The 26,394-nt window shown below is 33.5% G+C and carries 20 protein-coding genes and 1 tRNA gene; 17 read left to right on the top strand and 4 right to left on the bottom strand.

All coding sequences use genetic code 11. The features are described 5' to 3' along the window. Nucleotides 1–6: 6 nt before the first annotated feature. From OD803_RS01155 to miaB, 3 genes are all read right to left on the bottom strand, one after another. Nucleotides 7–513 carry an LptE family protein gene (locus OD803_RS01155; RefSeq protein WP_129759191.1) on the bottom strand — a complete coding sequence of 169 codons (507 nt, stop codon included), beginning with the start codon at nucleotides 511–513 and terminating at the stop codon, nucleotides 7–9. Further along, a complete protein-coding gene (locus OD803_RS01150; RefSeq protein WP_131505892.1) occupies nucleotides 514–1,785 on the bottom strand; it encodes a sigma-54 interaction domain-containing protein in 1,272 nt (423 codons plus the stop codon). A 78-nt stretch (nucleotides 1,786–1,863) separates the two neighbouring features. Beyond that, entirely contained in the window at nucleotides 1,864–3,312 is a 1,449-nt protein-coding gene (miaB, locus tag OD803_RS01145; RefSeq protein ID WP_262732057.1) for a tRNA (N6-isopentenyl adenosine(37)-C2)-methylthiotransferase MiaB, read from the bottom strand. Nucleotides 3,313–3,481: 169 nt separating this feature from the next. Between miaB and OD803_RS01140 the strand changes: the two genes are divergently transcribed. From OD803_RS01140 to OD803_RS01100, 9 genes are all read left to right on the top strand, one after another. Then, on the top strand, nucleotides 3,482–4,699 hold the full coding sequence (locus OD803_RS01140; RefSeq protein WP_262732056.1) for an LVIVD repeat-containing protein: 1,218 nt from the start codon (nucleotides 3,482–3,484) through the stop codon (nucleotides 4,697–4,699). 13 nt (nucleotides 4,700–4,712) lie between these two features. Then, on the top strand, nucleotides 4,713–5,138 hold the full coding sequence (locus OD803_RS01135; protein ID WP_134198702.1) for a hypothetical protein: 426 nt from the start codon (nucleotides 4,713–4,715) through the stop codon (nucleotides 5,136–5,138). A gap of 116 nt (nucleotides 5,139–5,254) precedes the next feature. Next, on the top strand, nucleotides 5,255–7,744 hold the full coding sequence (gene topA / locus OD803_RS01130; protein ID WP_262732055.1) for a type I DNA topoisomerase: 2,490 nt from the start codon (nucleotides 5,255–5,257) through the stop codon (nucleotides 7,742–7,744). 3 nt (nucleotides 7,745–7,747) lie between these two features. Then, nucleotides 7,748–8,914 (top strand): formimidoylglutamase, encoded by a 1,167-nt coding sequence (locus tag OD803_RS01125; RefSeq protein ID WP_262732054.1) that lies wholly within the window; start codon nucleotides 7,748–7,750, stop codon nucleotides 8,912–8,914. A 212-nt stretch (nucleotides 8,915–9,126) separates the two neighbouring features. Continuing rightward, a complete protein-coding gene (porK, locus tag OD803_RS01120) occupies nucleotides 9,127–10,488 on the top strand; it encodes a type IX secretion system lipoprotein PorK/GldK (protein WP_165353652.1) in 1,362 nt (453 codons plus the stop codon). Nucleotides 10,489–10,566: 78 nt separating this feature from the next. Next, nucleotides 10,567–11,217 (top strand): type IX secretion system motor protein PorL/GldL, encoded by a 651-nt coding sequence (porL, locus tag OD803_RS01115; protein WP_129759183.1) that lies wholly within the window; start codon nucleotides 10,567–10,569, stop codon nucleotides 11,215–11,217. A gap of 58 nt (nucleotides 11,218–11,275) precedes the next feature. After that, nucleotides 11,276–12,817, top strand: coding sequence for a type IX secretion system motor protein PorM/GldM (gene porM / locus OD803_RS01110; protein ID WP_129759182.1), 1,542 nt, complete (start codon nucleotides 11,276–11,278; stop codon nucleotides 12,815–12,817). Nucleotides 12,818–12,870: 53 nt separating this feature from the next. Then, on the top strand, nucleotides 12,871–13,770 hold the full coding sequence (gene porN / locus OD803_RS01105) for a type IX secretion system ring protein PorN/GldN (protein ID WP_131505886.1): 900 nt from the start codon (nucleotides 12,871–12,873) through the stop codon (nucleotides 13,768–13,770). Between the two features lie 100 nt (nucleotides 13,771–13,870). Further along, nucleotides 13,871–14,914: an NAD(P)/FAD-dependent oxidoreductase gene (locus tag OD803_RS01100; RefSeq protein WP_262732053.1), complete on the top strand. Its 1,044-nt coding sequence runs from the start codon at nucleotides 13,871–13,873 to the stop codon at nucleotides 14,912–14,914. Nucleotides 14,915–15,009: 95 nt separating this feature from the next. On the opposite strand, the gene OD803_RS01095 is transcribed toward OD803_RS01100, so the two are convergent. Next, a complete protein-coding gene (locus OD803_RS01095; protein WP_129759179.1) occupies nucleotides 15,010–15,393 on the bottom strand; it encodes a DUF983 domain-containing protein in 384 nt (127 codons plus the stop codon). Between the two features lie 81 nt (nucleotides 15,394–15,474). Between OD803_RS01095 and OD803_RS01090 the strand changes: the two genes are divergently transcribed. The 8 genes from OD803_RS01090 (at nucleotide 15,475) to OD803_RS01055 (ending at nucleotide 26,346) form a co-directional block, all read left to right on the top strand. Next, a complete protein-coding gene (locus OD803_RS01090; RefSeq protein WP_129759178.1) occupies nucleotides 15,475–17,388 on the top strand; it encodes an ABC-F family ATP-binding cassette domain-containing protein in 1,914 nt (637 codons plus the stop codon). Nucleotides 17,389–17,472: 84 nt separating this feature from the next. Continuing rightward, nucleotides 17,473–18,606, top strand: coding sequence for an efflux RND transporter periplasmic adaptor subunit (locus OD803_RS01085; RefSeq protein WP_262732052.1), 1,134 nt, complete (start codon nucleotides 17,473–17,475; stop codon nucleotides 18,604–18,606). A gap of 2 nt (nucleotides 18,607–18,608) precedes the next feature. Then, nucleotides 18,609–21,803, top strand: coding sequence for an efflux RND transporter permease subunit (locus tag OD803_RS01080; protein ID WP_262732051.1), 3,195 nt, complete (start codon nucleotides 18,609–18,611; stop codon nucleotides 21,801–21,803). Beyond that, on the top strand, nucleotides 21,793–23,109 hold the full coding sequence (locus OD803_RS01075; protein ID WP_262732050.1) for a TolC family protein: 1,317 nt from the start codon (nucleotides 21,793–21,795) through the stop codon (nucleotides 23,107–23,109). Before OD803_RS01080 ends, OD803_RS01075 begins: the two co-directional genes overlap by 11 nt. Before the next feature lie 11 nt (nucleotides 23,110–23,120). After that, the gene (locus OD803_RS01070) at nucleotides 23,121–23,303 is read left to right on the top strand and encodes a CPXCG motif-containing cysteine-rich protein (RefSeq protein ID WP_262732049.1); all 183 of its coding nucleotides are present in this window, start codon (nucleotides 23,121–23,123) and stop codon (nucleotides 23,301–23,303) included. A gap of 143 nt (nucleotides 23,304–23,446) precedes the next feature. Further along, nucleotides 23,447–24,352 carry a leucine-rich repeat domain-containing protein gene (locus tag OD803_RS01065; protein ID WP_262732048.1) on the top strand — a complete coding sequence of 302 codons (906 nt, stop codon included), beginning with the start codon at nucleotides 23,447–23,449 and terminating at the stop codon, nucleotides 24,350–24,352. Nucleotides 24,353–24,465: 113 nt separating this feature from the next. After that, nucleotides 24,466–24,538: transfer RNA gene (locus OD803_RS01060), tRNA-Met, on the top strand. A 155-nt stretch (nucleotides 24,539–24,693) separates the two neighbouring features. Further along, entirely contained in the window at nucleotides 24,694–26,346 is a 1,653-nt protein-coding gene (locus OD803_RS01055; protein ID WP_262732047.1) for a solute:sodium symporter family transporter, read from the top strand. Nucleotides 26,347–26,394: the final 48 nt, after the last annotated feature.

Genomic DNA, 26,394 nt, shown 5'->3' with positions numbered 1-26,394 from the left:
AGTAATTTACCATTTTGCTAAAGTAGCATTAAAAATATCTTGCGTAAGACGTTCAAAAATCTCTTCATGTGCAGTGTCTTTTTGACTGCCTATAAGTTGCGCATCACCATCATAATCATAGAAAAATGAAAAACGCTGTTCAAAATCTTCTTCAGGAGCATCTTTATCAAAAAAACGAACATTAACACTTATAGTAAGTCTGTTTTGAGCTGCAGTATTGTTGGCAGTGGCTGTAGTTGGAGAAATTCTATATTCAGTAATTTCACCTTCATAAATTAAATCTCCACCAGAGTTTACCAAGCTAAGACTCGTTTGGTTTTGAATAAGGTCTTGTAACGCTTGCGTAAAATCTCTATCTAAACCAGGTTCAATAAGTGCTGAGTTATTTTGGAAGTAATTAACTTGAAAGGTTTCGGCTTTTAAATCCTGCACACCAGTAAACGAATACTTAACCTTACATCCTGTGATTAAAACAGAAATACATATTAATAGACTATATTTTAATGCTTTCATTTACAAATCGTATTGCTTAATTTTTCTATAAAGCGTGCGTTCACTTATTCCAAGTTCGGCAGCTGCTAATTTACGTTTTCCGTTGTGACGTTCAAGCGATTTTTTAATTAATTCCAATTCTTTGTCATGAAGCGATAAGGTTTCTTCTTCTTCAATTTCTTCAGCAAAGTGGTATTTATCTTGCACGTCTTCAATATTGCTTATCTCTTCAATTGAATCAATAGTTTTTTCAGGAATTGATAATACTTCTAAATCTTCAATTGTTGAATCGTCATCTTCATCGTTGTTGCCATAGATTTTTTGTATCAAACCTTGATTGTCTTTTTGAACGTCAGAGCCATTACCATGTTTCATCAACTCCATAGTGAGCTTTTTTAAATCGTTTAAATCGCTCTTCATGTCAAACAACACCTTGTACAAAATTTCACGTTCGTTACTAAAATCACTTTCTGATTTTGAATTGTTAATCACAGCAGGAAGGTTGCTACCAGCATCTGGAAGATAATGACGTAACGCTTCTGCATTAATAGTTCTATTTTGTTCTAAAACTGATGTTTGTTCAGCAACGTTGCGAAGTTGCCTAATATTACCATTCCATCTGTATTTTAGTAAAAGATTAACAGCGTCATCTGTTAACTTTACTGTTGGCATCTTGTATTTAAGTGCAAAATCGCTTGCAAATTTTCTAAACAATAAATGAATATCTTCTTTGCGTTCGCGAAGTGGAGGAATGTTTATTTCTATTGTGCTTAAACGATAATAAAGGTCTTCTCTAAATTTTTCTTTTTTGATGGCTTCAAACATATTAACGTTTGTTGCAGCTACAATACGTACATTGGTTTTTTGTACTTTACTGCTTCCTACTTTAATAAATTCGCCATTTTCAAGTACACGAAGTAACCTTACCTGAGTGGTTAAAGGAAGTTCTCCAACTTCATCAAGAAAAATAGTACCACCATCGGCAACTTCAAAATACCCAGAACGCGTTTGTGTTGCTCCTGTAAAAGCTCCTTTTTCATGACCAAATAGTTCACTGTCAATGGTGCCTTCGGGAATTGCACCACAGTTTACTGCAATGTATTTTCCGTGTTTGCGATGTGATAATTGATGTATAATTTTTGGAATACTTTCCTTACCAACACCACTTTCTCCTGTAACTAATACCGAAATATCAGTAGGAGAAACCTGTATGGCTTTTTCTATGGCACGATTGAGTTTTGGGTCGTTGCCAATAATGCCAAAACGTTGTTTTATAGCTTGAACTGATTCCATGTTATATTATAGTTTGTCAGGTCGAGCGTAGTCGAGACCTAATAAAGACCTCTTGACTACGCTCGAGGCGACATGTGTTTAATTATTATTTGAATATCCAACAGCTTCACCAATAAGTGTAGCAGTTGTACAATCGGTGATTTTTACATTTACAAAATCACCAATTTTATAATGTTCTTTTGGGAACACAGCAACAGTATTGTGTTGTGTTCTTCCAGACCAATGGTTAGAAGACTTTTTAGAGTCTTTTTCAATAAGAACTTCAACAATTTTATTGGTTTCTTGTTGTGTTCTATATAAACTATGTCTTTGCTGTAAGGCTACAATTTCGGCTAATCTTCTTTTTTTAACTGGTTCAGGAACGTCATCTTCCATTTTTCGTTCTGCTAGTGTTCCTGGTCGTTCAGAATAGGCAAACATGTATCCAAATGAATATTTTACATGTTCCATTAAAGTTAGCGTGTCTTGATGATCTTGTTCAGTTTCAGTTGGGAAACCAACAATCATATCATGGCTTATTGTGCAATCAGGAATAATGCGCTTGATGTTGTCAATAAGTTCTATGTACTCTTCGCGAGTATGTTGACGATTCATTTCCTTTAATATTCTGTCGCTTCCACTTTGTACTGGTAAATGTATATAGTTGCATATATTATCATACTTTGCCATAGACTCAACCACATCCAAAGTCATATCCTGTGGATTTGAAGTGGAAAAACGAATACGCATTTTAGGTTGTGCTTGGGCACAAAGCTCTAACAGTTTAGCAAAATTTACAGCTGTTGCTTTTTGCATATCAGTAGCTTTTTCAAAATCTTTCTTGAGTCCGCCACCATACCATAAATAACTATCAACGTTTTGACCTAGAAGTGTAATTTCTTTAAATCCTCTGTTCCAAAGATCGTTAACTTCTTCAATAATACTTTGAGGGTCTCTACTGCGCTCACGACCACGAGTAAAAGGTACTACACAAAAGGTACACATATTATCGCAACCACGCGTAATCGATACAAATGCGGTAACACCATTTGTATTTAAACGCACAGGAGAAATGTCTCCATAAGTTTCTTCTTTTGAAAGAATAACATTTATAGCATCTCTGCCTTCATCTACTTCAGTAAGTAGGTTAGGTAAGTCTTTGTAAGCATCAGGACCTACAACAAGGTCAACTATTTTTTCTTCCTCAAGGAATTTGCTCTTTAAACGTTCTGCCATACAACCTAAAACACCAACTTTCATTTTAGGGTTTACACTTCGTTTTACAGCATTATATTTTTCAAGACGTTTTCTTACAGTTTGCTCAGCTTTGTCTCTAATGGAGCAAGTGTTTACCAAAACCAAATCGGCATCTTCAAGGCTTTGAGTAGTATTAAATCCTTCATTTTGTAAAATTGAAGCAACAATTTCACTATCGCTAAAGTTCATGGCACAACCATAACTTTCAATAAAAAGTTTACGTGTGTTTCCGTCTTTAGTTTCCAAAATAAGGCGTTCACCTTGTTTGTTTTCGTCTATAATCTTTTCCATATTCTATACTGAAAATTTCTATCAGTCAATAAGTGTGCAAAGATACAATTAATTTGCAATTTGTGACAAAGTGACAGTGTGTATTCTATTTTGTGAAATGTGAATTTTTAACAAAAACTCACGCAACCTTTTTATAGATTTTGCATCTAGTTGTAAAACTAATCAATCTATGAAAAATCTTTTATGCCTCTTGTTGGTGTTTGTGCTTTGGTCATGTAATGATGACGACATTCAGTACGAAACAGTAAACGTTGCTATTCCGCAAGTAATGAGTAAAGCAGAATTTAGAAACTCTGTTGAAATATTACCTTCTCAAACCATTGATGAAGCTGGTAAAATTTATGTGTACCAAGATTATATTTTTGTTAATGATGAGTTTAAAGGTGTGCATATTATAGATAATAGTAATCCTGCTTTTCCACAACAAATATCTTCAATTAAGATACCAGGAAATGTAGATATTTCAATTAAAGATAATTATTTGTTTGCCGATAGTTCTATTGATTTGTTAGTGTTTGATATTTCAAATATTAACAACATCCAAATGGTTGAACGTTTAGAAGATGTGTTTTCATATTATAATTACCAAATTCCTGTAGGAACCGATGTCGCTGAGTTTGGAGATTACAATCCAGAAAACGATGTTATTGTTGGTTGGGAACTTGTTCAGCAGCAACGCGAAGTAGTAAATGATGATGCAGTGTTAGAGACTTTTAATGGAGGAGCATCTGGTGATGTTGGTACAGGAGGTTCGTTGGCGCGTTTTCAAATTGTAGATAATTATTTGTACACGGTAGGAGTGTCTGAAATGTCTATTTTTAATATTGAAAACCTCGCACAACCTAACCTAGTGACTACACAATATTCTGGTTGGAATATTGAAACTATGTTTCATGCTGATGGCTATTTGTACTTAGGAGGAAGTAACGGAATGTATATTTATAGTTTAGAAAATGCAGCTAACCCAAGTTATGTGTCAGAGTTTATACATTGGGAAGGGTGTGATCCTGTTGTGGTTGATGGAGACTATGCTTATTTAACACTTAGAGGAGGTAATGAGTGTGGTCAACAAGAAAGTGTTCTGGAAGTTATCGATATAAGTGATAAAACTTATCCAACTCTTGTGGCTACATATTTTTTAGATAATCCTTATGGGTTAGGTTTTAAAGGAAATAGTCTTTACGTGTGCGATGGTACTTCGGGCTTGAAAGTATATGACAAAACTGATCCAATACAGCTACAATTATCACAAACATTTATTGACCTGCAAGCAAAAGACGTAGTGCCTATGGATGATGTACTCATCATGATAGGTGATAATATTGTGTATCAATATGAGTATGGTGAAGGAACTTTACAGCAAATTAGTGCGCTAGACTTAAACTAAATACAGTGTAGTTATGATTTTAAAAAAGTACATGTCGTTTGTTTTTCTACTGTTGCTTTTAGGGTGTAATTCCGATGATGACAATGGTTCAAATAATGAATGTGGAGACCAAATGATTTTTGATGAAGAATTATTTAATCAAGAGTCGCCATCTAGTTTTTCTATTCAAAATGCCGAAATAGATGATGATTGTTTGATGGTTACCTTGTCAGCTAGTGGATGTGATGGAACTTCTTGGGAAGCAGACTTAGTTACTGATGGTTTGGAAACAACATCTGTTCCTCCTAGTAGGTCGATACGTGTTGATTTTACCAATATTGAAGTCTGTACAGCTGTTATCACTAGAACATTTCAGTTTTATTTAGGAAGCAACAATAATGAGACTGCAATATATTGGCTTGAAGATTGGGATGGAGGTGCTCTGATTCATAACGAATAGCATTAAAAAAGATATAATTTAAGCCTGAATGTTTTCAGGCTTTTTTTATTGAAAGAATGAAAAATTAGGTGCATAAAATTTTTTTGACATACATTTGTAGCCTTAAAAAATGATTTATGGCGAAGAATCTAGTAATTGTTGAGTCACCTGCAAAGGCTAAAACTATCGAGAAATTTTTAGGTAAGGATTTTAAAGTTGAATCTAGCTTTGGTCACATTGCCGACTTGCCTTCAAAAGAACTTGGAGTAGATGTAGATGGAGATTTTAAGCCTAAATATCAGGTGTCTAGAGATAAAAGAGATGTCGTAAAAAAACTAAAGGAGCTAGCAGCAAAAGCCGAAACGGTTTGGTTGGCAAGTGATGAGGATCGCGAAGGAGAAGCTATTGCGTGGCATTTAGCTGAAACGTTAAAACTAGACAAATCAAAGACCAAACGAATCGTTTTTCATGAAATTACCAAGACAGCAATTCAACGTGCAATAGAAAACCCAAGAGGTATTGATTACGATTTGGTTGATGCACAACAAGCACGTCGTGTATTAGATAGAATTGTAGGTTACGAATTATCTCCAGTACTATGGCGAAAAGTTAAAGGTGGTTTGTCTGCTGGTCGTGTGCAGTCAGTTTCAGTAAGACTTATTGTAGAACGCGAACGCGAAATTCAAGAGTTTTCACCTGAAGCATCTTATAGAATCGACGCTGAATTTACTAACGAAGACGGTCAAGCTTTTAAAGCAAAATTACCTAAGAACTTTTCTAGCAAAGAAGAAGCGTATAAGTTTTTAGAGCAGAATATTTCAGCAGACTTTAAAGTTGCTAACCTCGAAAAAAAGCCTGCTAAAAAATCGCCAGCAGCACCATTTACAACATCAACCTTACAACAAGAAGCTGCTAGAAAATTAGGGTTTTCAGTAAGTAGAACCATGTCAAATGCACAACGTTTGTATGAAGCTGGATTGATAACCTATATGAGAACTGATAGTGTTAACTTATCAGACGAGGCGAGAAAAGGTGCCGAGGCCGAAATTAAAAATGCTTATGGCTCTAGCTATAGTAAGCCGAGAAATTATAAAGGTAAAGCTAAAGGAGCTCAAGAAGCACATGAGGCTATTAGACCAACCGATTTTTCTGCACATTCTGTTAATGCAGATAGAGACCAAGCAAGACTATATGATTTAATTTGGAAACGTGCCATTGCTTCTCAAATGAGTGAAGCGCAATTAGAACGTACCAATGTAAAAATAAGTGCTTCAACGCACAATGAGACCTTTACAGCTAATGGAGAGGTAATCACTTTTGATGGGTTCTTAAAGGTTTACCTTGAAGGTACTGATGATGAAGATGCAGAGCAAGACGGAATGTTGCCAGCAATGAAAGTAAACGAGACCTTGCTTAATAATTACATTACAGCTACTGAGCGTTATACAAGACCACCTGCTAGATATACTGAAGCATCTTTGGTGAAGAAATTAGAAGAGTTAGGTATTGGTCGTCCATCTACATATGCGCCAACAATTTCAACAATTCAAAACAGAAATTATGTTGAAAAAGGAACTGTGGATGGTGTTGCAAGAGACTATTCTCAATTAACCATGCAACAAGGTGCAATAAAAGATAAGAAACTTACAGAAAAAGTAGGTTCAGATAAAGGTAAACTAGTGCCTACTGATATAGGAATGATTGTAACGGATTTCTTGGTGAATCATTTCGAATATATCTTAGACTATAACTTTACAGCAAAAGTTGAAGAAGATTTTGATGATATTGCTGAAGGTAAAGTAGACTGGTCTAAAATGATGAAAGACTTTTATAAAGATTTTCATCCGCAAGTTGAAGATGTTCAAGAAAATGCCGATAGAGAATCTGGTGAACGTGTTTTAGGAACCGATCCAAAAACAGGTAAGCAAGTGAGTGTGCGTTTAGGTAAGTTTGGACCTATGGTACAAATAGGAACAGTTGATGACGAAGAAAAACCTCAGTTTGCGAGTTTAACACCAGACCAACAATTAAATACAATAACTTATGAAGAAGCTATGGATTTATTCAAGCTTCCAAAAAGTTTAGGAACTTATGATGGAGAAGAGGTTGAAGTTAACAACGGACGCTTTGGGCCTTATGTTAAGTTTGGTAAAAAGTTTGTGTCATTACCTGCAGGTGTTGATCCTCTAAGTGTAGAAATGGATGACGCTATTGTTTTAATAAAAGAAAAACAAAAAGCCGATGCTCCTATATATATGTATAAGGAGTTGCCAGTTCAAAAAGGTAAAGGACGTTTTGGACCATTTATAAAGTGGAACAACATGTTTATCAACGTAAACAAGAAGTATGATTGGGATAATCTTTCCGATTCTGATATTATTGAGTTAATAGAGGACAAAATTCAAAAAGAAAAGGATAAATTAGTGCACTCTTGGGAAAGTGAAGGTATACGAGTTGAAAAAGCACGTTGGGGAAGACACAATGTTATAAAAGGTAAAACTAAAGTTGAGCTTCAAAAAACTGTTGACGTAACTGATATGACTTTAGAAGAAGCTAAAGAAATTTTAGAAAAAGCTGCTCCTAAGAAAAAAGCCACAAAGAAAAAGACAACCACAAAAAAGAAATAATACATGAACTTTAATTTTCTTTCTCCTGTTTCCGATACTGTTTTAGCTCATAACGAGTTGCTGTCTCAACAAGCATTAGGAAGAAAAATAAAAGTTCACTCTGCTCAAAAAGGAATTCCAGATTTAGAGGATGTCAAAATTGCTATCATTGGTGTATTAGAAAATCGTAATGATGTCAATTACATTGGTGATGTGGTTGATTTTACCAATGTAAGAAAAGCACTCTATGCGCTTTTCCCAGGAAACTGGAATACCAAACTTGCCGATTTAGGCGATATTCATCAAGGAGATTCAGTAGAAGATACCTACTTTGCTCTTAAAACAATAATCACTGTTTTACTTGAAAAAAAGATAATACCTGTAATATTAGGAGGAAGTCAAGATTTAACCTATGCAAATTATCGCGCTTACGATAATGTTATACCAATGGTTAATATTGTAAATGTAGATAGTAATTTTGATTTAGGCGATTCAACACAGCCAATAAAGAATAATAGTTATTTAGGTAAGATTATATTAGAGCAACCATTTAACCTCTTTAATTATTCTACAATAGGATATCAAACCTATTTCAATCCGCAAGAAGAAATTGATTTAATGGATAAGCTTTATTTTGAAGCGTATCGTTTAGGAGAGGTGTCTAATAATATAAGTTTAGTAGAACCAGTAATGAGAGATGCTCATTTAGTAAGCTTCGATTTAAAATCTGTAAAAGCATCTGAAGTTGGAGAAAAGCAAAAGTACTCACCAAATGGACTTGACGGAAAGGAAGTTTGTGCTATTTCAAGGTATGCTGGTATAAGTAATAAAGTATCTTCATTTGGGATTTATGAATATAAACTTTCAAGAGAAGATGAAGTCACTGCAATGTTAGTTGCACAAATAATTTGGTATTTCGTCGAGGGTGTAAATTGTCGAGTAAAAGACGATGATTTTAAAGATGACAATAACTATCAAAAATTCAATGTGTTAGTAGAAGATGAAGATCTTATTTTTTATAGGAGTATAAAAACTGGACGCTGGTGGATAGAAATACCTTTTTTACCAAATGTTAATAATAAATTAAAAAAGCATACGTTATTACCATGCACGCATGAAGATTATGTAGAGGCAAGCCATGGAAAAATACCTGAAAGATGGTATAAGGCGTATAAAAAGAATAGTTTTTAGTATATTTACTTTTTTAATCCTAAAAGTCAATTTCATCGATGAAATGCATGCTTTTTGGGATGAAGTGCAAAAAAAAATAAAAAAAAATTGTTTTTTTGAAAATATATGGATATGTTTACTGCCTCAAAATTGGGAAAACAAATTTTTTTTAAAAATTTAACATTTAATAACCGAACAATTTTAAACTAATTTAACCTCGAGTTTCTATGAATATGAAGAAGTTTGCTTTATTAACCGCTGTGTTAGCTCTATTAGTTAGTTGTGGCTCTGGAGACAGAGGAGAACTAGTTGGAGTTAAAGGAAAGAAATGGCATCCTGAAAAGCCCTATGGAATGACGCTTGTTCCAGGTGGAGCATTTATTATGGGTAAATCAGATGATGACCTAGCTGGTGTACAAGATGCACCAACAAGAACTGCTACAGTTAGAGCGTTCTACATGGACGAAACTGAAATCACTAACAGTGAGTATCGTCAGTTTGTTAATTGGGTAAGAGACTCAATTATTAGAACTAACCTTGCAATTATTGCAGATGATTTTGGATTAACACCTGACGATGGTGGTACTGGTGAATTTGCCTTTAAAGATGCCGATACTACAAACATGAGTGTTTATGAAAAATACATGATTGATAATTATAGTGGACTTGGACCAACTGGTTATGAAGGAAGAAAATTAAATCATGATGTAGATTTGATTTTTGATACTTCTGAATATCCAGATGAGTACTATGCTGAGGTTATGGATACAATGTATTTACCAATTGAGGAATCTTACAATGGACAACGTACTTGGGATGTGAAAAAATTCAAGTTCCAGTATACTTATATGGACATTAAAAAAGCAGCTAAAAATAAAAACCTAAGACGTAAAGATGTATTAATTACTGAAGAGGTTGAGGTGTATCCTGATACTACTGCTTGGATTAGAGACTTCGCTTACTCTTATAATGAGCCAATGCATAACGATTATTTTTGGCATGATGCTTACGGAGATTATCCTGTAGTAGGAGTGTCATGGAAACAAGCAAATGCTTTCTGTCAGTGGAGAACATTAAATAAAAATGGTTACCAAAAGAGTAAAGGTAAAGCTTTTGTAAATTCATTCAGACTACCTTCAGAAGCAGAATGGGAATATGCTGCAAGAGGTGGATTGCAAGGAGCAACTTTCCCTTGGGGTGGACCATATACTAAAAATGACAGAGGTTGTTTTATGGCAAACTTTAAGCCTTTAAGAGGAGATTATGCTGCTGATCAAGCTTTATATACTGTAGAAGCTGATGCATATGAGCCAAATGACTACAACTTATACAACATGGCAGGCAATGTGTCAGAATGGGTGTACGGTTCTTACGATCCAGGTTCTTATGAATACTCTTCAACAATTAACCCTAATGTAAACGATCCTGATAATGAGCGTAAAGTTGTACGTGGTGGATCATGGAAAGATGTTGCATATTTCTTACAAGTAAGCTCAAGAGATTATGAATATGCTGATTCTGCAAGAAGTTACATAGGATTTAGAACAGTACAAGATTACATGGGTACTGAAGTAACAAACAACGCAAGAAATTAAAAACAACAACAACTTAAATTAACAATTAATACTAACCTACTTAGGTAATATTTAACTTAAACTAAAAACACAAAAATTATGGCACAATCAAAAGCAAGTAAGAGGTTCATGAACATGGCTTACGGACTAGGAGCATCAGTAGTAATCATTGGAGCACTATTCAAAATTATTCACTTCGAAATTGGATTTTTAACTGGTAATGTTATGTTAGCAATCGGTCTTATTACTGAGGCAATTATATTCGCATTATCTGCATTTGAACCAGTAGACGATGAATTAGACTGGTCTTTAGTATACCCAGAATTGGCTGGAGGAGCTTCTTCAAACAAAAAGAAAAAAGCTGAAGAGCCAAAAGATGCTGAAGGTTTATTGTCTAAGAAATTAGATAACTTATTAAAAGAAGCTAAAATTGATGGTGAGCTTATGACTAGCTTAGGTGAAAGCATCAAAAACTTCGAAGGTGCTGCTAAAAGCATTAGCCCAACTGTAGATTCAATTGCTGCTACTAAAAAGTATGGAGAAGAATTATCTCTTGCTGCTGCACAAATGGAATCATTAAACAGCCTTTATAAAGTACAATTAGAAAGCGTTAACCGTCAAGCTGCTATTAACGAAGAAGCTGTTGAAAACGCAACTAAACTTAAAGAGCAAATGCAATCTTTAGCATCTAACCTTTCTTCATTAAATGGAGTATATGGTGGAATGCTATCTGCTATGAACAAAAACTAAATTAGTTTTTAATTTTCGCAATTAATTAAAACAATTAACAACAAAAAACTAATTTAAAATGGCAGGAGGAAAATTATCTGCAAGGCAGAAAATGATTAACTTGATGTATTTGATCTTCATTGCGATGCTAGCATTGAATATGTCAAAAGAAGTGCTATCGGCATTTGGATTAATGAACGAAAAGCTAACCGAGTCTAATGAAGCTGCTACTGAACGTAACGCTGCATTTATGGAAGGTTTAGCTGCTAAAGTAGACGAGCAACCAGCTAAGTATAGACCTTTAAAGGCTGACGCTGATCAAATAGACAAATTAGCGACTGATTTTAATAGTTATTTAGATGATTTAAAAGCTCAAATGACTGCTAAGGTTGAAGACCCTAAAGATTATGAAGTAATGGATAAAGGAGATTTCCTAGATAACCATTTCTTTAAAGGAGATAAACTAAAGCCTGAAGGAGAAGAATTTTTAAATCAAATAGCTAAGTTTAGAGATGGAGTGTCTAATATTTTAGCAGGTAACCCAGAGTTAGCAAGTATGGCTGATGATGTAAAGAAGAAATTTGCTACAGAGCCTGTAAAAAATAGAGATGGAAACACTATTGATTGGTTAGATTACCACTATAAAGGATTTCCTTTAGTTGCTTCTTTAACTAAAATGACTCAATTACAAGCTGATGTTAAAACTACTGAAACAGAAGTATTACAATCAATGCTTGGAGAGCAATTAAAAATTGAAGCATCGTTAACTAACTTTGATGCAATTGTTGTTCCAGACAAAACAGCTTTCTTCTCAGGAGAAAACTTTACAGGACGTATCATCTTAGGTAAAAATGACAAAACATTAAGAGCTGATAAAGTAATTATTAATGGACAAGAGCTTTCAGCTGAGTCTATGCAAGCTGGTCAAACTATTTTAGATTTCCCTGCAGGTGCAGTTGGAGAGCGTGAAATAGAAGGTGAGTTCCAGTTTAAAGAAGGAGATTCTATCATTAGCATTCCTGTAAAAAGTACTTACGCTGTAGTACCTAAACCAAACTCTGCTACAATATCTGCTGATAAAATGAATGTAGTATATAGAGGTGTTAATAACCCTATGACTATTTCTTTTGCTGGTATTTCAGATAACAATGTGTCTGCTAGTGGACCAGGTTTATCAAAAGGTTCTGGAGTAGGAAAATATAACATGGTACCTACAAGTGGTAAAGAGGTAACAATTAATGTTACAGGTACTTTACCAGATGGATCAAAAGTTAGTGATAGAGCTACATTTAGAATTAAAGATATCCCTAAGCCTGTAGGTGTTTTAGCTGGTCAAGACGGATCATTTAGTTTACCAAGAAACAACGTTGAAATAGGTAGAGTTGAAGCAAAACTATTAGACTTTGATTTTGACTTACCACTTAACGTAACAGGATTTAAATTTAAAGTTCCAGGTCAACCATCGGTTACTGTACAAGGTAACAGATTGAATAGTGCTGCTAAAAACGCATTACGTAAAGCTAAGCGTGGTGACACTGTTCAGATTTTTGAGATTAGATCAACAAGTTCTGGTCCTAAAATCAAACCAGCAGCTCCTATATTAATAGAGCTATCTAACTAATCTGTTTTATACAGACTACTTATGTAATAATGGTTAAATTAAAAATTAAAAAAATGAATAATAAATTCTTATTGTCAATTGTACTAATAGTAGGTTTTACTCTTAATACATTTTCTCAGGCAAACATCTTAAATGCTAAGAAACCTGAAGAAATTGGAGTGAAGACAGAGGCTCAGTTAGCATTGGATAACGATAAGCCATTGGAATATGGATATGTTGATGACAGAGACATACTATTTTCTAAAATGACTTGGGAAAAAATTGTTCTTGATGAAAGAGCTAACTTTCCACTGTACTATCCAGTAGATACTAATAATATTGGAAGTGAAAGACGTTCTTTATATCATGTGTTAATTAAAGCGGTTAGAGACGGAAAAATCAAGAATATCTATGATGATTCTTATTTCACTGCTAAAAGAACACTTAAAGATTTAGCTGATATTACAACAAAAGTAGATACTTTAGGTATTGGATACGACCAATTCAACGCTGAAGGATTCGTGGATCCTGAATATATTACTACAACTAGAATTGAAGCTTACGATATTAAAGCGTATTTAATTAAAGGTCTGTGGTATTTTGACAAGAGACAAGGAGAGTTAAAGTACAGATTACTTGGTATTGCTCCAGCAGCACCAGACGTAAACTTTATTAACTCAAATGACGAAGCTAATAAAGTGCCTAATGCTTTGTTTTGGGTATTTTATCCTGAAGCAAGAGAGGTTCTGCATGAAGCAAAATCATTCAATAACAAAAATAGTGCAATGCCAATATCTTTTGACCACTTGTTAAACTCAAGACGTTTTAACGGTTACATGTACAAAGAGGAAAATGTATATGGAGATAGAGAGGTTAAAGAATATGTTGCAGATAACGCATTAATGCAGTTATTAGAATCTGATCGTATCAAAGAAAAGATTAGAAACTTTGAACAAGATATGTGGTCTTACTAAGTATAGACTTCTACATAAAATAAAAAGCTCGCTTATTAAGTGAGCTTTTTGTTTTTTAATAATTACCCTTCGCCTTACCTTTGTTACTCTTTAATTGTACATGAAAGTAGATTATATAATAGTAGGTTGTGGACTAGCAGGAATTGCTTTTTGCGAGCAGTTACGACAGAACAACAAATCTTTTGTGGTATTTGATAATTCATCTCAGCACTCATCAACTGTTGCAGCAGGATTATATAACCCAGTTATTTTAAAACGATTTACTGAGGTTTGGAGAGCTCAAGAACAATTGGATATTGCTTTGCCTTATTATAAAAGCCTTGAAAGTTTGTTAAGTAAGAAACTGGATTATAAATCGTCTATTTACAGAAGGTTTTCATCAATAGAAGAGCAAAACGAATGGTTCTCAGCTGCTGATAAACCAGCCTTAGAGCCTTATTTATCTACAAAGATTGTAAAGAATACCAATGTATCGATTGATGCTCCTTTTGGTTTTGGAGAAGTCTTACATACAGGTAGAATTGATACTAATGTGCTTATTGATTCGTATAGATTATTCCTTGAAGACAACAATAGACTATACAAAGAGTTGTTTAAATATGAAGATTTAATCATAGATAGGCAAGAGATAAAGTACAATACTATTAGTGCATCACATATTGTGTTTTCTGAAGGCTTTGGGATTTTAAAAAATCCGTATTTTAAAAACCTTCCACTTAGTGGAACTAAAGGTGAGATACTAACCATTAAAGCACCAGACTTAAAGCTAGACTACATCTTAAAGTCATCAGCTTTTTTAGTGCCTTTGGGAGACGATTTATATTCTGTTGGAGCGACTTATAATTGGGATGATAAAACAAACTCAACAACTATTGAAGCAAAAGAAGAACTAGTTAATAAATTGAAAAAGTTTATGACTTGCAGTTTTGAAGTTGTTAATCAAGTAGCAGGAATAAGACCAACGGTAAAAGATAGAAGACCTTTAGTAGGTTCGCATAATAATTACAACAACGTTTTTGTATTAAACGGACTAGGAACTAGAGGTGTTATGATTGCTCCTTATGTTGCACAGCAACTCTTTAACCATATTGAGCGCAACGAAAATTTAGATAGCGAAATAAATATTTCAAGATTTTTAATTTGAACAAATATGTTCTCAAATAGATATATCAGTTTCGTTCAGCTTTGTCATTCCGCACTTGATGCGGAACCTACTTTTTAGATAGATAGTTTTTTGAGTTACTTCTTAGCTAAAGTCTTATCATAATGCATAAAAAGATTAATCCATATATTTCTGGATAATCGCATTATTATTGGTCCAAAAGCAACCAAAGTTCCAATTATAGCTATAAAAGCAACTTTTAAGCTAGTGTTTAAAAATAAGTAACTAATAACAAAAGCAGCAACAGCAAATGCAATACCTACACCATAACTCACATACATTGAACCATAAAAAAACGAAGGCTCAATTCTGTATTTTGTGTTACAATTAGAACATCTCTCATTTATCTTTAGAGTATCACCTAAAACATAAGGGTTTTTTGTAGTATACATAGATTCTTCATGACATTTAGGGCATGCGCCAGTGAAAATGCTATATAATTTGCTTCCTTTTTTTATCATGATTAAAAGTTTATTTTTGCGTTTTGTATCTCTATACAAAAATAGTCTTTAATCATTAATTCTTTGTAACAATAGTAGCAAATGCTCAATATTCATAATCTATCCATTTCTTTTCAAGGCGAATATCTATTCGAAGAAATCACCTTTAAATTAGGCTCTGGAGATAGAGTAGGATTGATTGGAAAAAACGGAGCAGGAAAATCCACAATGCTTAAAATTCTTTCTGGTGAAATGGAAGCCGATTCAGGTCAAATGGCAGCAGATAAAAACTTAAGTATTGGGTTTTTAAAACAAGATATCGACTTTGTTTTTGGAAGAACAGTTTTAGAAGAGTCTTACCAAGCTTTTGAAGAGATTAAATCGCTCGAAGCTAAAATGGAAGATATCAATACGCAATTAGCTGAACGTACAGACTATGAAAGTGAAGGGTATAACCAGCTAATGATTGATCTTAACGATGTGCAACATCAATATGAGATTATTGGAGGTTATAATTATCAAGGTGAAACCGAAAAAATACTTCAAGGTTTAGGATTTAAACGCGAAGACTTTGGTAAACTAACCGATACATTTTCTGGAGGATGGAGAATGCGTATTGAACTCGCTAAACTATTACTTCAAAACAACGATATATTATTACTAGATGAGCCTACAAACCATTTAGATATCGAATCTATTATTTGGCTAGAAGGATTTTTGAAAAGTTATAATGGAGCAGTGGTTATTGTGTCTCACGACAAAATGTTTTTAGACAATGTAACCAACAGAACTATTGAAATTTCATTAGGAAGAATTTACGATTATCCTAAACCGTATTCAAAGTTTTTAGTATTACGTAAAGAAATCAAAGACCAGCAGCTAGCAGCTCAGAAAAATCAAGAAAAGCAAATTCAACAAACTGAGAAGTTAATTGAAAAATTTAGAGCCAAAGCATCAAAAGCTTCTATGGCACAATCGCTTATAAAAAAGCTGGATAGAATTGATAGGATTGAGGTCGATGAAGATGATAACAGCGTAATGACACTTAATTTTCCGGTTTCCATTACTCCAGGAAAAGTAGTTGTTGAAGCCGAAGGCGTTTCAAAACATTATGGAGACTTACAAGTATTGAATAATATTGACCTTACTATTGAGCGCGATTCTAAAACTGCATTCGTTGGTCAAAATGGTCAAGGAAAATCTACACTAGCAAAAATTATTGTTAATGAAATAAAGCATCAAGGACATCTAAAACTTGGACACAATGTGCAAATAGGATATTTTGCCCAAAACCAAGCAGAATATTTAGATGGTAACAAAACTGTGCATGACACCATGATTGATGCTGCTAACGAAACTAACCGAACTAAAGTAAGAGATATTTTAGGTGCTTTTTTATTTAGAGGAGAAGAAGTTGATAAGTATGTACGTGTGCTTTCAGGAGGTGAACGTAACCGTTTGGCAATGGCAAAATTAATGCTTCAGCCGTTTAACGTTTTGGTAATGGATGAGCCTACAAACCATCTCGATATTAAATCCAAAAATGTGTTGAAGGAAGCGCTAAAACGTTTTGAAGGGACTTTAATTTTGGTATCTCACGATAGAGATTTTCTTCAAGGTTTAGTAGATAAAGTTTATGAGTTTAAAGACCAGAAAATTAAAGAGTATTTAGGTGATATAGACTATTACTTAGAGCAACGAAATGTTGAAAGTCTCAGGGAAATAGAAAAAAGAGACGTTGTTAAAGAAGCTCCTAAAGAAGCAAATAACAAACAATCCTACCAAGATCAAAAGAAACTAAAATCTTTAAATAATAAACTAAGTAATACAGAGTCTAAAATCAACTCACTTGAAAAAGAAATAAAAAACATTGATGTTGAGCTCGCTACCAATTATGATGAAGTCGTTTCAGACCCTAGTTTTTTTGACACCTATCAAGCTAAAAAAGACCAATTAGAAACATTGATGTTAGAATGGGAAACTATTCAGGAAGAAATTGATGGTATGACCTCATAAAGAGTATTCTTTTTTAAGTTTTTTTTAACGGCTTACCACAAGCAAATAAATATTTTTGTAGGTATTACCATCAAAAATCATTTAATGAGAAAACTAATACTCTCAGCTATTGGGCTAGTTATTATTTTGTTAGCTGTTTTCGGAGCCTATTTAATTATTGAAAATAGCAATAAGCCAAAACCTAGAATAGAAAAAGTAGTAAAGACTGTTTTTGCTGAAACAGTAACAAATACAACAGTTCCAATAACCATACCTGCAAATGGAACTTTGGTGGCAAAACATAAATTAGAACTATATTCTGAAGTACAAGGTGTTTTTCAAAGTAGTGCTCACGATTTTAAAGCAGGACAACCATACCGAAAAGGCGAATCCTTAATTAGAATAAATAGTAGCGAGTATTATGCTTCAGTGCAATCAGCAAAAAGTGATTTGTATAACTTGATAACTTCTATAATGCCAGATTTAAGACTGGATTACCCTGAAGTTTTCCCAGCCTGGGAAGCATATCTTAAAAATTTTGATATTAGCAAAAGTGTTGCACCTTTACCTGAGTCAACTAATGAAAAAGCCAATTATTTTATCACAGGAAGAGGTATTGTGTCGTCTTACTACAATATTAAGAACCTAGAACAACGACTTTCAAAGTATAGTATTTATGCACCTTTTAATGGCATTTTAACCGAAGCTTTAGTAACTAAAGGTACTTTGGTGCGTTCTGGTCAAAAATTAGGAGAATATATTGATACTTCGGTTTATGAGTTAGAATTGGCAATTAGTAAAACCTTTAGTGATTTACTTCAAATAGGAGAAAAAGTAGAGCTAAACACACTAGAAGGTAACCAAACCTATATAGGTAATGTGACAAGAGTTAACGGTAGAATTGACCAAGCTACTCAAACCATAAAAGTGTTTGTAGAAGTAAAAGGCGACAACTTAAAAGAAGGGATGTTTCTTGAAGCCAATTTAGAGGCTAAAGACGAACCTAATGCGATTAAAATTTCAAGAAAGCTACTAGTTGATGAATCTGAAATATTCATTATTAAAGATAGTATTTTAGATTTAATACAAGTTAAGCCAGTTTATTTTTCACCAAAAGAAGTTGTGATAAAAGGTGTTCCTGACGGAACAAAAATTTTGTCTAAATCAGTCCCTGGAGCTTATGCTGGTATGCTAGTAAAAGTTAACCAAGAATCGACTTCACAACAAACCAATAACTGATTATGAGAAAAATAATTAGCTATTTCATAAAGTATGAAGTTGCAGTAAATATAATTATCATTGCGTTTCTCATCTTTGGGGTTTTAGGCGTTTTTCAATTAAAATCATCCTTTTTTCCGTTACAAGAATCTGAAACCATTTCCATAAATATTACCTATCCTGGAGCAGCACCTCAAGAGATTGAAGAAGGTATTGTTTTAAAAGTTGAAGACAACCTTAAAGGATTAGTAGGTGTTGAGCGAGTAACTTCTACCTCAAGAGAAAATGGAGGGAGTATTACCGTTGAAATTGAAAGTGATGAGGATATAGACGATATGCTCGCCGAAGTAAAAAATGCAGTTGATAGAGTGCCGAATTTCCCTACAGGAATGGAACCCTTGGTGGTTGCAAAACAAGAACGTATTAGGCAAACCATTGATTTTGCTATTAGTGGAGATAATATTGAACTCGCTTCATTAAAACAAATAGGACGACAAATAGAAAACGATTTGAGAGCTATGGATGGGATTTCTCAAATCAATATTTCTGGTTATCCTGAAGAAGAAATAGAAATTGCTGTACGAGAAAATGACCTTTTAGCGTATAACTTAACCTTTTCTGAGGTTGCAAATGCAGTCGCTCAAGCTAATATTTTATCTACTGGTGGAAATATAAAAACCGATAGTGAAGATTACTTAATTAGAGCAAACAATAGGTCTTATTATGGTAATGAGTTAAATCACTTGCCTGTTAGAGCAAGAGAAGATGGTACTGTAGTACGATTGCAAGATGTGGCAACTATAAAAGACCGTTTTTCAGAAACACCAAATGCATCCTATTTTAATGGTAATGTTGCAGTAAATGTTGAAATTACAAATACAAATAGTGAAGACCTTCTTTCTGCTGCAGAAAAAGTAAACGCGTACATTGAGGAATTTAATCAAAAGCATTCAGGAGTTAAAATAGATGTAGTTAGCGACTCTTCAATACGGCTAAACCAAAGAACACAATTACTTTTAGAAAATGGTGCTGTAGGTATCTTTTTAGTGCTATTCTTTTTATCACTATTTCTTAATACGCGTTTAGCATTCTGGGTTGCGTTAGGTTTACCAGTAGCCTTTTTAGGAATGTTCATTTTTGCACCTTTGTTTAATGTTACCATTAATGTATTGTCTTTGTTTGGAATGATAATAGTTATTGGTATTCTGGTAGATGATGGTATTGTAATTTCTGAAAATATCTACCAGCATTTTGAAAAAGGAAAACCAAGAATACAAGCTGCAATAGATGGTACTATGGAAGTTGTACCTCCTATTTTATCAGCGATTCTTACAACCGTTTTAGCCTTTTCAACGTTTCTGTTTTTAGATGGTCGTATAGGTGCGTTTTTTAGCGAAGTTTCGGTTATTGTAATGTTGACCTTAGTTGTGTCGTTAGTTGAAGCATTAATTATTCTTCCTGCTCATATTGCACATTCCAAAGCGCTTACACATCTTTCCGAAGAAGAAAAGGCAAAGAAAAAAGGAATAGCAAAACTGTTTTTAAAACTTAGGAAGTTTAATGAACTAGGAGATAAATTCATGGTGTATCTTAGAGATACGTTATATACTCCAGCATTGCGATTTGCTTTAAACCAACGCTTTATAACATTTTCAATTTTATTGGCATTGATGATACTTACAGTCGGATCTTTTAAAGCAGGTGTTATACGAAGTGCGTTTTTCCCAAGTATTGCGAGTGATAGAGTGAGTATAGACTTATTAATGCCTGAAGGGACAAACCCAAAAATCACAGACTCAATAATAACCATGGTTGAAACTGCTGCATGGGAAGTTAACGAGGATTACACACAAAGGCAATCTGGTAATAAGCAAGTGGTTCAAAATATTATTAAACGTGTTGGTCCAGGAAATAACAAAGCAAGTTTAAGTGTTAACTTATTACCAGGTGAAGAACGTGATTTTGGTTCACCTGAAATTACAAATTCTATTAGAGAAGCTGTTGGAGAAGTGTATGGAGTGGAGCGTTTAACTTTTGGTTCGGGAGGAAACTTTGGAGGTAATCCTGTGTCTATTTCTTTATTAGGAAATAATACCGAAGAGCTTAAATTGGCTAAAGATGAATTGAGGCTTGCCTTAGAAAATAATCCTCTTTTAACTGATATTTCTGATACTGACCCAGAAGGAATAAAGGAAATTAATATTGAACTTAAAGAATCGGCTTATGCACTTGGTTTAAATTTAAGAGAGGTGATGAGTCAAGTAAGAGCAGGTTTTTTTGGTTTACAAGCGCAACGTTTTCAACGTGGGCAAGATGAAATTCGTGTTTGGGTACGATATGATAGGGTTAATAGAGAATCAATTAACGACCTTGATGAAATGCGTATCGTTACACCTTTAGGTCAACGAGTTCCATTTGGAGAAATAGCAACTTATGAAATTAAAAGAGGCGACGAGAGTATTAGTCACCTTGACGGAAGAAGAGAAATTCAGGTTAATGCAGACTTGAAAGATATTAAAGGAAGTCCAACCGAGATTTTACAAGACATAAGAACCAATGTTATGCCAGAGCTGATGTCTAAATATCCTACCATTAGTGCATCTTACGAAGGGCAAAACAGAGAGAAAAACAAACTCACCAATTCAGCAAGAATAGTAGTGCCAGTTGTTATATTCTTAATATATGTAGTTATTGCGTTTACATTCAGAAGTTATAGTCAACCATTATTATTGATACTTATGATTCCGTTTAGTTTCATAGCAGTAGCTTGGGGACATTGGTTTCATGATTTTCCAATTAATATTTTGTCAGCTTTAGGAATTATTGCACTAGTTGGAATTATGGTAAATGATGGATTGGTACTCATAGGTAAATTCAATTCCTTTTTAAAAGAAGGTATGAAATTTGACGATGCCCTTTTTGAGGCAGGTAAAGCCCGATTTAGAGCTATATTCTTAACCTCATTAACTACAATTGCAGGTATTGCACCTTTACTTTTAGAAAAGAGTAGGCAAGCACAATTTTTAAAGCCAATGGCAATTTCAATAGCCTATGGTATTGGTATCGCTACAGTTTTAACATTGTTAATTTTACCGCTTTTAATTTCAGTGACTAATAGCGCCAAAAAGAATTCTAAATGGTTGGCAACAGGTAAAAATGTTACTAAAGAAGAAGTAGAACGTGCTATAAAAGAACAAAATATTGAAGATGAACATTAAGTATTCTATATCTGTAATTTTTATTTTAATAGCGAGTTTAGTCAGCGCTCAAGATGTACTCACTACACAAGAAGCAATTGAAATTGCTTTGGAGAATAACTATGGTATTAAAATAGCGAATAAAAATGTTGAAATTGCCGAAAATAATACCAATGTTTTAAATACTGGATACTTGCCAACAGTAACAGCAAGTGGAGGAGCAACATATAATATTGATAATACAGAAGCAGAGTTTTCTGATGGAAGTGTTACAACTTTAGAAGGTGCCGAAAGTTCGCGTTACAATGCGTCAATTAACCTAAACTATACATTATTTGACGGATTAGGAAGACGATATAACTACAAAAGATTAAAGGAAGAAGAGCAATTATCAGAACTACAAGCAAGAGAAACAATTGAAAATACAATACTGCAATTACTCTCAGTATATTACAATGTAGCTCAATTGTCTGAAAACACTTCGGCTTTAGAACAAACCTTAAACATCTCAAAAGATAGGTTAACAAGAGCACAATACCAGTTTGATTATGGTCAAAGCACAAAACTTGGTGTATTGAACGCTCAAGTTGATATTAATAACGATAGCATTAATTACATTAACGCTAATCAGCAATTAAAAAATTCTAAACGCGATTTAAATGTTGTGATGGGTAATGTTATGAACTCTCAGTTTGAAGCAGATACTTTGGTAACGTTTAAACTTCAGCTTAATAAAGACCATTTGTTAGAACAAATGAAATCTAACAACGTTACATTATTACAATTAGAAAAAAACATTTTAATAAGCGAATACGATATAAAGTTTAATAAGGCTGCATATTTACCAACCTTAGGATTAACAGGTTCTTATGGATGGAATAAAAACAATAACAATGCTGCATCATTCTTAGCTGTATCAACTAATACAGGTTTGTCTGGTGGATTAAATTTAAGCTGGAATTTATTTGATGGAGGAAGCGCTATAACCAGAGTTAAAAACGCTAAAATAAATTTAGAAACTCAGCAGTTACAAAAAGATCAAATTATAATTGATATCGAACGAAACTTCAATAATGCTTGGGACGATTACCAAAACAAGTTAACGATATATAGGGTTCAGGAAGAAAATATAATCACCTCTAAAAATAATTTCGACCGTACTCAAGAAAAATTTAAACTCGGTCAAGTAACTTCAATAGAGTTTAGACAAGCTCAATTAAACTTGCTTAATGCTGAGCTTAGTAAAAACCAAGCAAAATATGATGCTAAATTAGCTGAACTTACCCTTCTTCAAATCAGTGGTGAGTTATTGAATGTTCAATTTTAAAAGCGTGGTAAATGGAAGAGTATTTTTTTCAATGTCCTTACTGTTGGGAAGAAATTTCCATGCTTGTTGATACTTCACAAAGTAATCAAAACTACATCGAAGATTGTGAGGTTTGTTGCAATCCTATTAGGTTGAATATCAGTGTAAAAAACAATCAAATTTCTGGTTTTGAAGCGAATAATATAGAACAGTAGTGTTTTGTTAGTTTGCTTAAAATCAATTATTTATGTTTTTTTGGTGTTGTTGAGTTGTGCATTTCATCGAAAATAATTGGTGATTCAACGACTTATATCTATATTCGTCATATAAATGTGCTCCCTCAACAAAATCTACTATTATGAAAACCATAAAAACTACATTGTTATTCTGTCTAGTAACAGTATTTTCATTTGCTAGTATTTCCACCAAAGAAAAAGATGCTTTAAAAGCATTATATAACTCTACAGGAGGTCAATCTTGGACTAAAACTTGGGATTTAAATGCGCCAGTATCTAATTGGCATGGAGTTGTTATTAGAAATGATAAAGTTGTTGAGTTGAATTTAGAGTTCAATAACTTAACAGGAAATTTACCATTTGAATTTGGTGATTTAGTTAATCTTGAAAAAATTAACTTTTTCAGAAATAACATCACAGGTAGCATTCCTTCTTCAATAGGAAAATTAAAATCCTTAAGATATTTAAACATAGCTTTCAATAAGCTTAATGGAGAGTTGCCAAATACAATTACTGATTTAACATCATTAGTTTCATTACAGTTGTACATGAATAGTATTGAAGGAACAATACCTTCTCAAATTGGTAACTTAACAAGATTAAGAACATTAGAATTATATAACAACAATTTAAAAGGTTCAATTCCAGCTTCTATTGAAAAGTTGACTAACCTGAGAGAATTTTTAGTTAGCAGTAATAACTTAACAGGAAAGCTTCCTTCAAGCATTTCTAATCTTAAAAAACTTAAAGTATTAAGCGTTTTTGATAATAACTTATTTGGAATAGTGCCTTCTTCAATTGGTGACTTAACTAATTTAGAAGAGCTAGTACTTGCTGATAATGCCTTTTATGGTGATTTACCATCTGAATTAGCAAGCTTAACAAATCTAAAAGTGTTATTATTAGGAAATAATGCATTTAAAGGAGACTTAGCATCTTTACAAGATAAGTTTCCAAATATTAGAAACTTTGATGCTCAAAATAATAACTCTAAAGGAAGCATTGCAACTTTAGATACTGAAGATTAAATTTTTAAAGTATTTTAATTAGTTATTTCTCCCAACAGATTTTTCTGTTGGGAGTTTTATTTTGAATAAAGTTTTGTAATCAAAAAAAACGTATTATATTTGCAGTCCAATATCGCGGGATAGAGCAGTAGGTAGCTCGTCGGGCTCATAACCCGAAGGTCACTGGTTCGAGTCCAGTTCCCGCTACAACAAGCCAAATACGAAAGTGTTTGGCTTTTTAATTTTATGAAAAGTCTGAGAATACCAATTATAAACTATATTTTAGTTACTTTTATAAATTAGAGGCATTGAGCATAGTTTTTTGCCCTTTATAACTAACTAATATTTAACGTAACATTATTATGATTGGAATTTTATCCTTTGTTGGGTTTACTGCGCTTGTGGCTATAATTTCCTATTATGCAACGCGTAAAACTGATGAAAAATCTTCCGATGGATACTTTTTAGGAGGACGAAGTCTAACTGCAGGAGTTATTGCAGGATCTTTATTATTGACTAATTTATCAACCGAACAAATTGTTGGTCTTAATGGTAGTGCATATACTGATGGTTTATCAGTAATGGCATGGGAAACCTTAGCTGCTATTGCTATGATTGTAACTGCTATTTTCTTGTTGCCAAGATACCTTAAAAGTGGACTAACAACAATTCCTCAGTTTTTAGCTAATAGATTTGACGTCTCTACTAAAACTATAACATCAGCTTTGTTTTTGACGGGTTATGTTGTGGTATTGCTACCTGTAATTTTGTACTCTGGTTCTGTAGCAATCAGCGGAATGTTTGATGTGCCAACACTATTAAACGTTTCAGATTCTTCAGCTTTGGTAATTTGTATTTGGGGAATTGGAATAATTGGATCTATTTATGCAGTTTTTGGAGGCTTAAAAGCTGTTGTAGTATCAGATTCAATTAACGCAATAGGTTTATTGATAGGAGGAATATTGATACCAGTTTTCGGATTAATGGCAATTGGTGATGGTTCGGTTTTTGGAGGTTTAGAAACACTTATGTCTGCAAACCCAGAACGTTTTGATTCTACAGGTAACCCAGGTCAAGAGGTTCCTTTTTCAACCATTTTTACAGGAATGATGTTAGTTCAGTTATTTTATTGGGGAACCAACCAACAAATCATACAAAGAGCACTTGGGGCTAAAAACTTAGCTGAAGGACAAAAAGGATTAGTGCTTGCTTCATTTATAAAAATTTTAGGACCATTAATTTTAGTGCTTCCAGGTATGATTGCCTATTACTATTTTGAAGGTGGACTTGCTTCTAGTGATTTAGCGTATCCTGAATTAGTACGAGCTGTATTACCTAAATATCTTGTTGGATTTTTCGCAGCAGTGTTGTTTGGTGCTATTTTAAGTTCTTTTAATAGTGTATTGAATAGTTCGGTAACATTGTTTGGTATTGATATTTACAAACAACATATCAATAAAAATGCCGATGAATCTACAGTTGTAAAATATGGTAAAATCTTTGGTATATGCTTAGCATTGGCAGCAATGTTTATTGCTCCTATGATAGAAAATGCAGGAAGCTTATTTAAGTATTTACAAGAAATTAATGGTATTTACAGTATTCCAATTCTTACAATTATTGTTGTTGGGTATTTAACCAAAAGAGTACCAGCCATTGCTGCTAAAATTGGTATTATTTCAGGATCAATAATGTATATTGTTAGTCAGTTCATCATTGGTCCAAATAAAGTAGAAAAAGCATTAGAAGCTGCAAAAGCTTCAGGAGTTACAGATCCTGCTGCATTAAAGCTGGTAGAAGCCGAAGCATATCCACACTTTTTGCACATTATGGCTATCTTGTTTGTAGTTAACATTATAATAATGCTTGTGATTGGATATTTCTTCCCAAGAAAAGAAGCTTATGTGCAAGAGTATACTGAGCAAGTTGATATTACTCCATGGAAACATGTAAAGCTTGTAGGCGGATTGATTACACTTATAGTAGTTGCTATTTACGTCTATTTTTCAAAGTAAAATAAACCTCAAATAACTTAAAAAAACCTTTCAAATAGCTTGAAAGGT

The sequence above is a fragment of the Gaetbulibacter sp. NE genome, from assembly GCF_025548475.1.
Classification (GTDB): domain Bacteria; phylum Bacteroidota; class Bacteroidia; order Flavobacteriales; family Flavobacteriaceae; genus Gaetbulibacter_B; species Gaetbulibacter_B jejuensis.
The sequence above is the reverse complement of the archived record's forward strand: the minus strand, read 5'-3'. Positions and strand labels throughout refer to the sequence as shown.